The sequence below is a fragment of the Eudoraea chungangensis genome (assembly GCF_029360665.1).
Classification (GTDB): domain Bacteria; phylum Bacteroidota; class Bacteroidia; order Flavobacteriales; family Flavobacteriaceae; genus Eudoraea; species Eudoraea chungangensis.
Genome location: NZ_JARDUB010000001.1, coordinates 896,632 through 910,538, shown reverse-complemented (window position 1 = coordinate 910,538; position 13,907 = coordinate 896,632). Strand labels below are relative to the sequence as shown.

Below are 13,907 nucleotides of genomic sequence, written 5' to 3'. Positions count from 1 at the left end.
TTTAGATTTTCTATCTTCACCATATAAATAGATGAATAAAACAAAAGAACTTTTTATAATTTCCTTCGCGCTATTTTCTCTTTTTTTTGGCGCAGGAAATCTTATACTTCCCCCTTATTTAGGGCTTAAATCCGGGGCGCTCTGGTGGCTAGTTACTATAGGCTTTTGTCTGTCTGCAGTAGTTGTTCCAATTTTAGGAGTACAGGCGTACTCAAAATTGCAAGGAACTATGTACGACTTTGGCAAAAAGGTGTCTCCACTTTTTAGCCTCGTTTATTCCTTTATTATATATGCCATCGCAATTACTCTTCCTTCCCCAAGAACGGCCTCAGTAACACACGAAATCGCAATAGCTCCTTTATTTGATTCTTCTCCTTTAAATACAAGTATAGTTTATTTTGGCTTAGTTTTCCTCTTTGTAATTAATCGATCAAAGATCCTAGGAATAATTGGCAAATGGCTCACGCCTGGTATCCTGCTCATTTTACTTCTAATCATTGGAAAGTCAATTTTCTTCGATTCCACAATTATTGGTGGTAATTCTTTCCTGAATCCTTTAACCGAAGGGGTATTAGAAGGATACCAAACCTTTGATGGAATTGGGGCGATTGTTGTTGGTGGCGTAATAATAGTTTCCGTGAACCTGAGGTTTAAGGAGGAAAGTTTTGAAGAAAAAAGGGATATTATTTCTAAAGCAGGCTGGATTGCCGGCCTCGGCCTTTTACTAGTTTATACCGGGCTTATTTTTTCAGGTGCAACTTTTCAAAGCATGTTTGATACTACGATAAGCAGGTCTAATCTTCTTAAAAGCATCAGTAGTTTTACATTAGGTACTAATGCAAGTTTATTCTTGAGTATTCTAGTAAGTCTTGCTTGTTTCACGACCTGCGTGGGAATAATTACCGGAACCGCTGACTATTTTCAATCGAGGTTGCCAAGGTATAATAAGGTATATTTTGTGACTGCTTTTATGAGTTGTGCGCTAGGACTTCTCATTGGTCAATTAGATGTGGCCAAAATAATCCAAGTGGCAATTCCAATTCTGATAATTGTCTATCCAGTAACTATTGTTCTCATTCTATTAAATATTATTCCCTCAAAATTTAACTCCGATTTTGTATTTAAAGTAGTGGTTTATACTACAATTATTTTTAGCATTCCCGACCTACTGAATAGTCTTGGATATGGGGAAGAGTTTAATTATTTAACTTCATGGATTCCTTTTACAAGTCTAAGCATAGGATGGTTAGTGCCGGCTCTTGTATCGTTTGTAATCTCAAATTTCCTTGAGCGCTACTGGCTGAAAAACGTTTAGCCATTCATTAAGGATTCTATCTCGTCTACTTCAATAGGAATGTTTTCCATTAAGTTTACAGGATCACCGTTGGAAGTGATAACCACATCGTCTTCAAGACGAATTCCAAAACCTTCTTCCGGAAGGTAGATTCCCGGCTCTACGGTAAAAACCATGTTTGCCTTCATTGGTGTCTTTATTGGACCGTAATCATGAGTGTCTAGTCCCAAGTGGTGACTTGTGCCATGCATAAAGTATTTCTTATACGCCGGCCAATCTTTAGATTCATTATCAACATCCGATTTTTTTAATAGTTTTAAATCAATAAGTGCTGAAGTCATGAGTTTTCCAACTTCCTCGTGATACTCTGTCCAAGAAGCCCCGGGTATTAGCATTTGTGTTGCCTCATTTTTTACTTTTAAAACTGCCTCGTATACCTGCCGTTGTCTTTCAGAAAATCTGCCATTAACAGGAATCGTTCTGGTCATATCGCTACAGTAATTAGCATATTCAGCACCCACGTCCATCAAAATTAAATCTCCATTCTTACATTGTTTATTATTCTCAATATAGTGTAAAACATTAGCGTTATTGCCCGATGCAATAATTGGGGTATACGCAAATCCTTTAGACCGATTAATTATAAACTCATGCAAAAATTCTGCTTCTAATTCATATTCCCAAATACCAGGCTTGGTAAAACCCAAAATTCTTCGGAAGCCTTTTTCTGTAATCTCACAAGCCCTTTTTATTAAGTCGATCTCCTCTTTCTCTTTTTCCCCTCTTATTTCCTGTAGGATAGGATTACTTTTTGCGACTTGATGGCCCGGAAACTCATCTTTTGTTTTTATTATAAACCGATCTTCTCTGGTTTGGGTTTCCACAGCTTGCCTATAATGCTCATTCGTGTTAAAGTAAATCACTTCAGATTCTGTCATTAAACTAAAAAAGATCTTATCAAAATCGCTAAGCCAATAAACGGTTTCAATTCCAGAAACAGACCTAGCCTGTTCCTTGTCTAATTTTGCCCCTTCCCATACCGCTATGTGTGCATTCGTTTCTCTAACAAATAATACCTGTCTATACTTTTTATCCAAGGCATCCGGAAACAATAAGAGAATAGATTCTTCCTGATCAATTCCGCTTAGATATAAAATATCACTGTGCTGTTTGAAAGGCATTGTGCTATCTGCACTAATAGGGTATATATCATTGGAGTTGAAAACGGCTATACTCTTAGGCTTCATTCTCGCCATAAATTTCTTTCTGTTCTTAATAAAAAGAGCCTTGTCAATTTGATCGTATTTCATGGTATTAGCTGTTTTCTCAAAAATAGGAATAAGCCCATTGACAGCAAAAAAGATATCCCAAATTAAATTCCTATTTTCACAGTTATCCTATTAAGCCCTATTTTAAAGGGTTCTAATTAAAGTATATAACCACAATAATCTAGTTTTATGGAATTAAACCTGAGCATTCCAGCCCTTCTTTTTCCTGCAATTTCACTGAGCATGTTGGCTTATAATGCGAGGTATCTAGCCATAGCTGCACTCATCAGACAATTGTATAAGGAGTATTTGCAAACTCCTGAACAGGGACTTCAGATTCAGGTTAGACAACTTAAAAAAAGACTTACAATTATAAAAAACATGCAGGCCGTGGCGATATTAAGTTTTCTATTTAGTGCTATCACCATGTTTCTGATTTATATCGAGATGGCTTTTTGGGCGAACTTCTTTTTTGGCATGAGTTTATTGATGTTAATGACTTCTTTAGTCTTATCCCTAATTGAAGTACAACTATCCACTAAATCCCTTAATACCCAACTTCGAAATATGGACAGTACTGAAGAAAGTATATCGGATTAAACACAAAAAGTGTTTCATTTTTTGCATACAAAGTCCTCTCAAACTTCATTTAAGATTAAACAAAGATATTTTTGTTGCTTAAAATCAATCTAAATACCAATCTTAGTGGGGTTCAAGTTTGTTAATGATTTGGTTCTGACTTAAATTTGATATTCTAAAAAAAAACCCAATGAGTACTGTAATCAAATCATCTATAGCCCGGAAAGTCGTTATGGCACTTTCGGGTCTTTTTTTGGTATTTTTTCTGGCGCTTCATGTCACCATTAATTTTACCTCAGTAGTATCTCCAGATCTTTTTAACACTTGGTCTCATTTCATGGGATACAATGGTTTGGTGCAATATATAATGCAACCCATTCTTATTGCCGGAGTGATTGTCCATTTTGTTATGGGAATTGTACTCGAAATCCAAAATAATAAAGCGCGGACCGTGAAATACGTTAAATACAAAGGTGGTGACAATGCCTCCTGGGTTTCCCGCAATATGATTGTTACAGGTTTGGTGGTTCTTGCCTTTTTAGGGCTTCATTTTTACGACTTTTGGGTACATGAAATGACCTATAAATATATAGAGTCGAGTCCAGAGGACCCCACAAGGTATTATGAAGAAACCGTAATGAAATTTGCGCCTATGTGGAGAACTTTGCTTTATGTCGTTTCTTTCGTTCTATTAAGCCTTCATCTTTGGCATGGCTTTGCCTCTTCTTTTCAAAGCATGGGATTTAATAATAAATACACTCCTGTTCTAAAAAAGTTTACTCAGGCCTATGCCATAGTAGTCCCTTTAGTATTTATTTTCATCGCAGTCTATCATCATTTTAACCCAATAAGTCATTAAATATGGGAAGTATGAATTCTAATATTCCATCCGGTCCTTTGGCCGATAAATGGACCAAGCATAAAAACGAAATTAACCTGGTTAACCCTGCCAACAAACGTAATATTGACATTATCGTTGTAGGTACTGGATTGGCTGGGGGTTCGGCAGCAGCTACTCTTGCGGAGCTGGGTTACAATGTAAAAACTTTCTGTTACCAAGATTCTCCTCGTAGAGCTCATTCTATTGCTGCCCAAGGGGGAATAAATGCCGCAAAGAATTACCAAGGTGATGGCGATAGTAATTACAGACTTTTTTATGATACAGTAAAAGGTGGTGATTATAGATCAAGAGAAGCGAACGTATACCGACTTGCAGAAGTCTCTAGTAATATTATTGATCAATGCGTCTCCCAAGGAGTTCCTTTTGCAAGGGAATACGGAGGCCTATTAGACAACAGATCCTTTGGTGGGGTTCTAGTATCACGTACTTTTTACGCAAAAGGACAAACAGGACAACAGTTATTATTAGGTGCTTATGCCGCTATGAATAGACAAATACACAGAGGGAAGATTAAGTCTTATACTCGCCATGAAATGTTAGACTTGGTAATGGTCGATGGAAAAGCGAGAGGTATTATTGCACGTGATCTGGTAAGCGGGAAAATTGAAAGGCATTCAGCTCACGCAGTTGTGATTGCATCAGGTGGCTATGGAAACTTGTTTTTCCTATCTACCTATTGTATGGGGGCTAACGTTATGGCTGCTTGGAGAACGCATAGAAGAGGTGCTTTTTTTGCTAATCCTTGTTTTACTCAAATTCATCCAACATGTATTCCAGTTTCCGGAGAACATCAATCTAAACTAACCTTGATGTCGGAATCCCTAAGAAATGATGGCAGGATTTGGGTCCCTAAAAAAATAGAAGACGCAGTGGCTATCCGAGAAGGGAAACTAAAACCAACGGAGCTTAAAGAAGAGGATAGAGATTATTACTTAGAGCGAAGATATCCGGCATTTGGAAATCTTGTCCCTAGAGACGTTGCCTCCAGAGCAGCGAAAGAAAGGTGTGATGCTGGTTTTGGAGTAAACAAGACCGGTGAAGCAGTCTTCTTAGATTTTGATGCGGCAATAATGCGATACGGTAGAGAGAAAGCATTGACATCTGGAATAAAAGAGGCGGATAACACCTTAATTCGAAAACTTGGAGAAGAAGTAGTAGAGGCGAAATATGGCAATTTGTTTCAGATGTATGAGAAAATTGTAGACGAAAACCCTTATAAGACTCCTATGATGATATATCCTGCTGTTCATTACACCATGGGCGGTTTATGGGTGGATTATAATCTCCAAACTACCATCCCTGGATGTTATGCCGCGGGTGAAGCTAATTTTAGTGATCATGGGGCTAATAGACTTGGTGCCTCAGCATTGATGCAAGGTCTGGCTGATGGCTATTTTGTACTTCCTTATACCATTGGTGATTACCTTGCAGACGACATCCGGACAGGGCCGATTCCAACAGATTCAAAAGAGTTTGATGAGGTGGAAAAGGAAGTTCTGGAAAGAATTAATAAACTTATGTCTGCAAAAGGTAAGCATTCCGTTGACTACTATCACAAGAAATTAGGTAAGATAATGTGGAATAAATGCGGGATGTCTAGGAATGCCAAAGAACTCCAAGAGGCAATGACAGAGATTTCAGAATTGCGAAAAGACTTTTGGGAAAATGTGAGAGTACCAGGTACTGCGGATACTAAAAATCAAGAGTTAGAAAAAGCTGGTAAAGTTGCAGATTTCCTGGAAATTGGAGAATTATTTGCAAAAGACGCCCTGGAAAGAAATGAGTCTTGTGGCGGACACTTTAGGGAAGAATATCAAACCCCCGAGGGAGAGGCTTTAAGAGATGACGAAAACTACAAGTTTGTATCTGCCTGGGAATATAAAGGAGAACCAAAAGATGCTGTTTTGCATAAAGAAAACCTAGTTTACGAAAATATCGAGTTAAAAACTCGTTCCTATAAATAAAAAAGCTATGAAGATTTATCTTAAAGTATGGCGTCAAAAAGACGCATCTGCAAAAGGCGAATTAGTGGACTATACTATGGAAAGTGTAGAAGGCGATATGTCTTTTCTAGAAATGTTAGATATTCTTAACGAAGACTTAATTGCAAAGGGAGAAATTCCTGTAGAATTTGATCATGATTGCAGAGAGGGAATTTGCGGTACTTGTTCTTTACAAATAAACGGAAGACCTCATGGTCCAGATAGGTTAATTACCGCATGCCAACTACACATGCGTAGTTTTAAGGATGGGGATACTATTGTTATTGAACCTTTTAGGGCTAAAGCTTTTCCGGTAGTGAAGGATCTCATTGTAGATAGGACATCTTTTGAAAGAATTCAGCAAGCTGGGGGTTTTATTTCCGTAAATACTTCAGGTCAGCCGGTAGATGCTAATGCCATTCCAATCGAAAAGGAATTTGCAGACAAAGCTTTTAATGCTGCTACTTGTATTGGTTGCGGCGCCTGCGTTGCCGCTTGTAAAAATGCAAGTGCTATGCTTTTTACTTCGGCCAAAGTATCGCAGTTTGCCTTACTCCCACAGGGGAAAGTAGAAGCGGTTGAGCGCGTACAAAATATGGTTCGCCAGATGGACTTAGAGGGGTTTGGCAATTGCACCAATACAGGAGCTTGTGAAATAGAATGCCCTAAAGGTATTTCCTTAGAAAATATCGCAAGGATGAATAGAGAATATTTAAGCGCTTCCTTAAAAGGTTAAACAACTATCTTTTTAAATATTGAACCCGGCAGTATACTAGCCGGGTTTTTTCTGTAATAAGCTGTCGTTTTTCCTTATTTTTAGAACTATAAAAAATATTTATGGGCGCTCCTTTACATAAATTTAAATCCAAATTACCTCTTTTACCTCCATCGATCTTTGCCAACATGACTCAGTTGGCAGAACAATACAATGCCATAAACATTTCACAGGGGTTTCCTAATTTCGAGCCTGATCCAATTTTACTAGAATTGGTTGCAAAAGCTCTAAAAAGCGGATATAACCAGTATGCCCCTATGGGAGGTATTTATAGTCTAAGAGAAGTAATTTCAGAAAAAATTGAAAGCTTATATGGTAAAACCTATAATCCTTCCTCAGAAATTTGCATTACAGTAGGTGCAACCCAGGCTATATTTACTGCAATATCAGCATTTGTTTGGCCAGGTGATGAAGTCATCGTCTTTAAACCTGCTTACGACTGTTACGAGCCCGCTATTATTGCCAATGGAGGGCAGCCTATATTAATACAAATGGAAGGTAAAGACTACGCCATAAACTGGAAGAGTTTTAGGGCACATATTGGCGCCAAAACAAGAATGGTAATAATTAATACACCACATAACCCGAGTGGAAAAGTTTTTTCAAATGACGATATGCTTCAACTACAAGAGTGTTTAAAGGGAACTAATATTATATTGCTAAGCGATGAAGTCTACGAACATATTGTATTTAAAGGGAATTCCCATGAAAGTGCCTCAAAGTATCCATATTTAGCAGAAAGAAGTTTTGTTTGTGCTTCCTTTGGAAAAACTTTTCATGCCACAGGATGGAAGATGGGCTATTGCGCTGCACCGGCCACCTTGATGAAAGAGTTTCTCAAAATTCATGAGTTTAACGTTTTTTGCGTTAATCATCCCTTTCAAGTTGCTCTGGCTGAATACCTGAAAACAGCGTATAATTATCTTAGTTTGGGCAGTTTTTATGAGAAAAAGAGAGACCTCTTTTTAGATCGTATTTCTAGTTCAAAATTTAGTTTTACCCCTACACAAGGCACCTACTTTCAACTTTTGGATTATTCTAATATAAGCAATGAAAGTGACCTTGAATTTGGAAAAAGATTAGTAGAGGAACATCGTTTGGCCTGCATCCCAATTTCTGTTTTTAACAAAGATCATTTAGATCATAGACAAATTAGAGTTTGTTTTGCCAAAACCGAAGAAACCATAATACAGGCTACAGAAATCCTATCTAGTCTTTAGGCTAAGCCAGCACAACGTTTATTTAAGTGCCGCAGTCAATTTTTGCATAAACTCCCCTATTTTTGAAGGCTCTATCCATCTAGTTACTACTACTAAATCGTTTTCTTTGTCGATTACAATAAAATTTCCTCCAAAACCTGCAGCATAGTAAATATTTTCGGATAGTCCCTCCCAGTGACGGTCTCCCTTTTTATTTAACCACCACATATACCCGTAATTGACATTAGGAATTGACGGTTTTGTTGCGGCATTAATCCAGGAAGAACTAATTATTTCATCCTTTTCCCAAAATCCATCATTGGAAAATAATAATCCAAATCTGGCCATATCTTCTGTATTAATAAAAATCCCGGCTCCAGAATGTCCACCGCCCGTCACGGACTTCATTTTTAGTCCGTCGATAACTGTCCAAGCATCATCATATCCATACCAACGCCAAGTGGTTGAGGCCCCTATTTTATCCATTAAATTCTCCTTTAAAACCAAAGGTAAAGGAGATCTCCAAACGTGTGTAAGGGCGTAGGCCAGCACATTTACCCTAACATCATTATACTCCATATAGGTTCCCGGTTCCTTTAGTTTCCTATATCTCCAATCATCAAGGCCACCCTCTTTTGGCGGACGGTCTGCCCAATCCTTAACTCCCCATAAAGACCCAGACCAATCAGAATTTTGTTGTAATAAATGTTCCCAGCTTACTTTTTCATTGTGTTCTCCCTGAAAAGTACCGTCCCATATATAGTTAGACACTTTATCGGTTGTATTGGAAATTAGTTTTCTGTCAATTGCCATCCCGGCAACAGTAGATAGAAAGCTTTTGGTAACACTAAAAGTCATATCCACCCTTTTAATATCTCCCCATGACTTTACCAAGTACCCACTTTTAAGAATCATTCCTGCTGGTCCCCCGCGCTTCTTTGTCGGACCCAAAATTTCGTGAAATGGTTCTCTTTCGAAACCCTTTAGGATTGCAATGCGGAGGTCCTTAGAACCCTTGTATTCATTAGTGATAGCAAAATTAACGGCTTCCTCGAGCAAGTCTTTGTCAAAATTTGTCTCTGAAACCTCTTTCTCCTCCCATTTTGCATTCTTCTTTGGGAAATACGTTTTTTCCTGTGATCTCCCAATGTTTATTATGAGCAGGAAAACTAAAATTGTCCAAACAGTCTTATTCATTTTCTCTTTTTAAGTGTCTAAAGTACGTAAATCAAGTTTCATTAACCAGTCCATTTGCTTGTCATTACCAATATAATAGGGATGTTTTCCAAATTTCTTAAATCCGTTTTTTTCATAAAACCGAATTGCCCCATTATTCTTTTCCCATACCCCAAGCCACAAATAATCCTTCTGTAGGGATTCCGCAAGCTCTTTTATATATTTCATCATATGATTTCCAATAGCCCTTCCTTGAAATTTTTTTTTAACATATATCCGTTCTATCTCTAAACCTTCATCTTCTCTTAGCTCAGTTTGAGCAGAGAACTGATTTAGTTTGAAATAACCAACGGTAGTATCAATCTCCTTAACCAAAAAGAACGACATGTCTGTGTTCCGTAGTTCCTTTAGTAATTGTACCTCCGAAAAAGCTTCTCTAATATAGTTGTCAAAATCAATAGGATTATTGTCTTCTCGAAAAGATTCTGTAAATGTGGTCTTCCCTAATTCTACCAACTCCTTGAGATGGTTTACTGAGCATTTCTTAAATTGAATTTGCATTTTATAAAAATAAAAAAAGGAGTTATACTTTTCGTATAACTCCTTTTAAAACACTAATTCTAAACGTTTACAACATAAACAGTTTTTTGGCCAGCATCAAAATACCACTGAAATATTCATTTTGATACACTTGCACTTCTTGTTCAAATGGTCTGTTGTCAATTTGGGTTTCCATAGTTGTTTAGATTAACCTTTAGGTGTTATAAATTTGGGGAGCTCTTTAAAATAAGAACTCTTTAAAGATAGGACGCCAATCCATGCGTAATCCAAATATGTTGTGAAGTGATAATTTTTTGTTGTGAAATAAAGGTCCTATAAATTACCCTTAGATGAAATGTATTAAATCATCGTTAAACGGTCATGTCAGGTACAATATCGGGAACTGTTAAATTTCCCTCTGTAGCATTTCTTATATCGTCTATACTTACGCCAGGTGCCTTCTCTAATAAGAGAAAGCTATCATCCACGATTTCTAAGACAGCCAGATTTGTTACAATTTTTTTTACACAACCAACACCTGTCAAAGGAAGCGTACACGATTTTAATAATTTGGAATCTCCATGCTTGTTAGTATGCATCATAGCAACGATAATATTTTCAGCAGATGCTACTAAATCCATGGCGCCTCCCATCCCCTTTACCATTTTTCCGGGAATTTTCCAATTGGCAATATCGCCATTCTGTGCCACCTCCATTGCCCCTAGAATGGTAAGGTGGACATGTCTCCCTCGTATCATTCCAAAGCTCATAGCAGAATCAAAAAAAGATGCCCCGGCTAAAGTTGTTATCGTTTGTTTTCCGGCATTAATGAGATCCGGATCCTCTTCCCCTTCAAAGGGAAATGGGCCCATACCTAGTACTCCATTCTCGCTTTGAAATTCTACTTCAATTGAAGGGTTTACATAATTTGCTACTAGCGTAGGGATTCCTATTCCCAAGTTTACGTAGTACTTGTCTTTAACTTCCTGGGCTATTCTTTTCGCGATTCCAATTTTATCTAACATAAATATACCTTTAAAAGAAATTATTCTTTAGGTCTTACTGTTCTTTGCTCAATGCGTTTCTCATAGTTAGTTCCTTGAAAAATCCTTTGAATAAAAATTCCGGGAACATGAATATCATTCGGGTCAAGGCTTCCAGCAGGTAAAAGTTCTTCTACCTCGGCAATGGTGATTCTCGCTGCCCCGCACATACAGGGATTAAAGTTCCGAGCGGTTCCTTTGAAAATAAGATTTCCTGCCTCATCTCCTTTCCAAGCCTTAACAAAAGAAAAATCTGCCTTAAATGCCTCTTCAAGCACATACATCTTACCATTAAATTCTCTGGTTTCCTTCCCATCGGCTACTTCCGTGCCATATCCTGCTGGAGTATAAAACGCTGGAAAACCAGTCTGGGCTGCCCTGCACTTTTCAGCCAAAGTTCCTTGAGGGGTAAGTTCCACTTCTAATTCACCACTGAGCATTTGTCTTTCAAACTCATCATTTTCACCCACGTATGAGGATATCATCTTTTTAATTTGCCGCCCTTGTAGTAAGAGTCCTAAACCAAAATCATCTACTCCCGCGTTATTACTTATACAGGTAAGATTATTTACTCCTAATTGAACAAGTTCGCCAATGGCATTTTCCGGGATACCGCAAAGGCCAAAACCTCCAAGCATTAAAGTCATCCCATCTTTTACTCCTATCAAAGCTTCCTTGACATCCTTAACCTTCTTACTGATCATCGACTACTCTCTTTGAATTATAAATAGTTTTCCTAATGTACAGATTTAAATAAAAATCCCCTAAAAAAGGGGATTTTAATATGCCGATAAATCTAATTTCTCTTAGAAGTCTAAATCTTCCAGATCATCTTCAAAATTTATTTGTTCTTCTTCCTCTTCTTCAGAGATTGAACAATCTACTCTTATAGATAACTCTTCAGGTCTAGGAAATTCTTCTTTTGAAATACCAAGATCTTCATCTTCATAGTTGCTTTTCATATACAATCCCCAAATAGGCAATGCCATCGACGCCCCTTGCCCGTATCGAATAGATTTGAAATGAACAGCGCGTTCTTCGCCTCCAACCCAAACCCCAGTGACTAGATTAGGAACCATTCCCATAAACCAACCATCACTTTGATTCTGTGTAGTTCCGGTTTTACCTGCAATAGGATTGGTAAATTCATATGGATAACCTGTAATTATCTCTTTATATACCGGTTGGTCTTTACTAGCATTTGTCCTTAAGCGAACTCCGGAGCCTCCTTCGGTTACACCCTCCATAAGGTTCACCATAGCATAGGCCACATCTTTACTCAATACATCTTTAGTTTCAGGGACATATTCAAACAGGACAGTACCATTTTTATCTTCAATTCTTGTAACCATTACTGGTTTCACATAAACTCCCTGATTGGCAAATGCTCCATAGGCGCCAACCATTTCATATACATTAAACTCTTCGGTTCCTAAAGCAATTGCCGGAACAGGAAGAATATCATTTTTTAGTCCAAGATCCTGCACTATAGAAACTACAGGTTTAGGGCCAACACGATCAATTAATTGTGCCGTAACTGAATTTACAGAATTGGCAAGTGCATGCTTTAGGGTATACATCTGACCAGAATATTTTCCGTCCGAATTTTTTGGACACCAGGGTTCAAGATTTCCATGTTTTCCAGCTTCTATACAGTACTGACTATCAGGCAAGACGTCGCAAGGTGATAAACGCAATTGATCAATTGCCGCCGCATAAACAAATGGTTTAAAGGTAGAGCCGGCCTGTCTAGAGCCTTGAATAACATTGTCGTATTGAAAATGCCTGTAATTTATTCCCCCAACCCAAGCCTTTACATGACCCGTTTGAGGTTCCATTGACATCATGGCTGCCCTCAAAAAAGTCTTGTAATAACGTATAGAATCTCTAGGCGTCATTACCGTATCTTTTTCCATAGTTGGGCTGTCCCAGTCAAAAACCGTCATTTCTGTTTCTTGGTCAAAAGAGGCCGTAATATCATCTTCCGACTTGCCGTTAGCTTTCATCTTTCTCCATCGTTCTGAGGTTCGCATTGCCCGCCTGATTATGGAAGTGATTTCTTCTTTTTCTAAATCGAGGAATGGCGTTGTAGGGTTTCTTTTTTTAGTATTTTGATGAAAAAATTCTTTCTGTAGTCTCTTCATATGCCCTTTTACCGCATCTTCTGCATTCTTTTGCATACGAGAATCAATAGTAGTATACACCTTTAAACCATCCAAATAAATATTCCACTTATCTCTCTCTCCCTCCAAGGCAGGTTTTGGATTATCCTCAATCCATTTTTTCAAGAATCCTTGAAGATACATCCTAAAATAAGTAGCCAGGCCAACACTATGAGATTCAGGATTATAATTGATATCTAACTTCATTGCTTGCAATGAATCACTTTCCTTTTCAGTCAAAAAATCATACTTGTACATTTGACTTAAAACTGTATTTCGCCTATCCAGTACTAAGGCTTCTCGGCGCATAGGATTATACAAGGAAGAGTTTTTAAGCATCCCAACTAATACCGCAGATTCCTCTGTTTTTAATTCAGAAGGTTCCTTGCCAAAGTAGATTCTCGCTGCCGATCTAATTCCATCAGCATTATTGCCAAAATCATATGTATTCATATACATAGCAATAATCTCATCCTTGGTATACTGTCTTTCCAACCTTGTAGCAATAACCCATTCTTTTACTTTCTGTATTATCCTGCCCATTGCACCACCCGAAATTCTTTTGGTAAACAATAGCTTAGATAATTGCTGCGAAATGGTACTGGCACCACCTTTAGTACCTAAGAACACCACTGCTCTTAAGGTTCCTCGGGCATCAATTCCTGAATGATCATAATACCTAGCATCTTCCGTAGCTACCAATGCCTGAATTAGATTCGTGGGAAGATCGTCATAAGAAATAGGTGTCCTATTATCATCTAAATAAAACTTTCCTAGGGTAGCACCATCTGAAGAGATAATTTCTGTGGCCAGATTTGTTTGGGGATTTTCTAAGCGCTCAAATGTCGGCATTTCACCGAAAACACCCCAAGCCGCTAACTGAAATACTAAAAAAATACAGAATATTCCAGAAACAAATAGGATCCAGAACCACTTAATAAACTTCCTGAAGTTAGAAGATTTCTTACCTTTCTTGGCTTTTGCCATA

General features: G+C 37.9%; 12 protein-coding genes. 6 read left to right on the top strand and 6 right to left on the bottom strand.

Translation table 11 applies throughout. From position 1 onward, the window contains the following. Positions 1-31 precede the first annotated feature (31 nt). Positions 32-1,315 carry a branched-chain amino acid transport system II carrier protein gene (gene brnQ / locus PXG98_RS04025; protein WP_276389123.1) on the top strand — a complete coding sequence of 428 codons (1,284 nt, stop codon included), beginning with the start codon at positions 32-34 and terminating at the stop codon, positions 1,313-1,315. Here brnQ and PXG98_RS04020 read toward each other — a convergent pair. Continuing rightward, on the bottom strand, positions 1,312-2,604 hold the full coding sequence (locus PXG98_RS04020; protein ID WP_276389122.1) for an aminopeptidase P N-terminal domain-containing protein: 1,293 nt from the start codon (positions 2,602-2,604) through the stop codon (positions 1,312-1,314). The two genes, brnQ and PXG98_RS04020, sit on opposite strands and share 4 nt — an antisense overlap. A 147-nt stretch (positions 2,605-2,751) precedes the next feature. On the opposite strand from PXG98_RS04020, the gene PXG98_RS04015 reads away from it, so the two are divergent. The 5 genes from PXG98_RS04015 to PXG98_RS03995 all read left to right on the top strand — a co-directional run bounded on the left by PXG98_RS04015 (position 2,752) and on the right by PXG98_RS03995 (position 8,019). Then, positions 2,752-3,162 carry a DUF2721 domain-containing protein gene (locus tag PXG98_RS04015; protein ID WP_276389121.1) on the top strand — a complete coding sequence of 137 codons (411 nt, stop codon included), beginning with the start codon at positions 2,752-2,754 and terminating at the stop codon, positions 3,160-3,162. Between the two features lie 169 nt (positions 3,163-3,331). Further along, a complete protein-coding gene (locus tag PXG98_RS04010; protein WP_276389120.1) occupies positions 3,332-4,000 on the top strand; it encodes a succinate dehydrogenase cytochrome b subunit in 669 nt (222 codons plus the stop codon). Between the two features lie 2 nt (positions 4,001-4,002). Continuing rightward, on the top strand, positions 4,003-6,006 hold the full coding sequence (locus PXG98_RS04005) for a fumarate reductase/succinate dehydrogenase flavoprotein subunit (protein WP_276389119.1): 2,004 nt from the start codon (positions 4,003-4,005) through the stop codon (positions 6,004-6,006). 7 nt (positions 6,007-6,013) lie between these two features. Then, positions 6,014-6,760, top strand: coding sequence for a succinate dehydrogenase/fumarate reductase iron-sulfur subunit (locus tag PXG98_RS04000; RefSeq protein ID WP_276389118.1), 747 nt, complete (start codon positions 6,014-6,016; stop codon positions 6,758-6,760). 101 nt (positions 6,761-6,861) lie between these two features. Then, complete coding sequence (locus PXG98_RS03995; protein ID WP_276389117.1) at positions 6,862-8,019, top strand: methionine aminotransferase; 1,158 nt, start codon at positions 6,862-6,864, stop codon at positions 8,017-8,019. 18 nt (positions 8,020-8,037) lie between these two features. Here PXG98_RS03995 and PXG98_RS03990 read toward each other — a convergent pair whose 3' ends face one another. The 5 genes from PXG98_RS03990 to PXG98_RS03970 form a co-directional block, all read right to left on the bottom strand. Beyond that, positions 8,038-9,195, bottom strand: a complete 1,158-nt coding sequence (locus PXG98_RS03990; protein ID WP_276389116.1) for a serine hydrolase domain-containing protein — start codon at positions 9,193-9,195, stop codon at positions 8,038-8,040. A 9-nt stretch (positions 9,196-9,204) separates the two neighbouring features. Beyond that, a complete protein-coding gene (locus PXG98_RS03985; RefSeq protein WP_276389115.1) occupies positions 9,205-9,735 on the bottom strand; it encodes a GNAT family N-acetyltransferase in 531 nt (176 codons plus the stop codon). 350 nt (positions 9,736-10,085) lie between these two features. Next, entirely contained in the window at positions 10,086-10,739 is a 654-nt protein-coding gene (locus PXG98_RS03980; protein WP_276389114.1) for a 3-oxoacid CoA-transferase subunit B, read from the bottom strand. Positions 10,740-10,759: 20 nt separating this feature from the next. Next, positions 10,760-11,461 carry a CoA transferase subunit A gene (locus tag PXG98_RS03975; RefSeq protein WP_276389113.1) on the bottom strand — a complete coding sequence of 234 codons (702 nt, stop codon included), beginning with the start codon at positions 11,459-11,461 and terminating at the stop codon, positions 10,760-10,762. Between the two features lie 102 nt (positions 11,462-11,563). Then, positions 11,564-13,906 (bottom strand): penicillin-binding protein 1A, encoded by a 2,343-nt coding sequence (locus PXG98_RS03970; protein WP_276389112.1) that lies wholly within the window; start codon positions 13,904-13,906, stop codon positions 11,564-11,566. Between the last annotated feature and the right edge of the window lies 1 nt (position 13,907).

What these genes read in the sequence shown, in the direction of transcription:
- brnQ (WP_276389123.1), top strand. Translation starts at nt 32, where the DNA reads ATGAATAAAACAAAAGAACTTTTTATAATTTCCTTCGCGCTATTTTCT.
- PXG98_RS04020 (WP_276389122.1), bottom strand. Translation starts at nt 2,604, where the DNA reads ATGAAATACGATCAAATTGACAAGGCTCTTTTTATTAAGAACAGAAAG.
- PXG98_RS04015 (WP_276389121.1), top strand. Translation starts at nt 2,752, where the DNA reads ATGGAATTAAACCTGAGCATTCCAGCCCTTCTTTTTCCTGCAATTTCA.
- PXG98_RS04010 (WP_276389120.1), top strand. Translation starts at nt 3,332, where the DNA reads ATGAGTACTGTAATCAAATCATCTATAGCCCGGAAAGTCGTTATGGCA.
- PXG98_RS04005 (WP_276389119.1), top strand. Translation starts at nt 4,003, where the DNA reads ATGGGAAGTATGAATTCTAATATTCCATCCGGTCCTTTGGCCGATAAA.
- PXG98_RS04000 (WP_276389118.1), top strand. Translation starts at nt 6,014, where the DNA reads ATGAAGATTTATCTTAAAGTATGGCGTCAAAAAGACGCATCTGCAAAA.
- PXG98_RS03995 (WP_276389117.1), top strand. Translation starts at nt 6,862, where the DNA reads ATGGGCGCTCCTTTACATAAATTTAAATCCAAATTACCTCTTTTACCT.
- PXG98_RS03990 (WP_276389116.1), bottom strand. Translation starts at nt 9,195, where the DNA reads ATGAATAAGACTGTTTGGACAATTTTAGTTTTCCTGCTCATAATAAAC.
- PXG98_RS03985 (WP_276389115.1), bottom strand. Translation starts at nt 9,735, where the DNA reads ATGCAAATTCAATTTAAGAAATGCTCAGTAAACCATCTCAAGGAGTTG.
- PXG98_RS03980 (WP_276389114.1), bottom strand. Translation starts at nt 10,739, where the DNA reads ATGTTAGATAAAATTGGAATCGCGAAAAGAATAGCCCAGGAAGTTAAA.
- PXG98_RS03975 (WP_276389113.1), bottom strand. Translation starts at nt 11,461, where the DNA reads ATGATCAGTAAGAAGGTTAAGGATGTCAAGGAAGCTTTGATAGGAGTA.
- PXG98_RS03970 (WP_276389112.1), bottom strand. Translation starts at nt 13,906, where the DNA reads ATGGCAAAAGCCAAGAAAGGTAAGAAATCTTCTAACTTCAGGAAGTTT.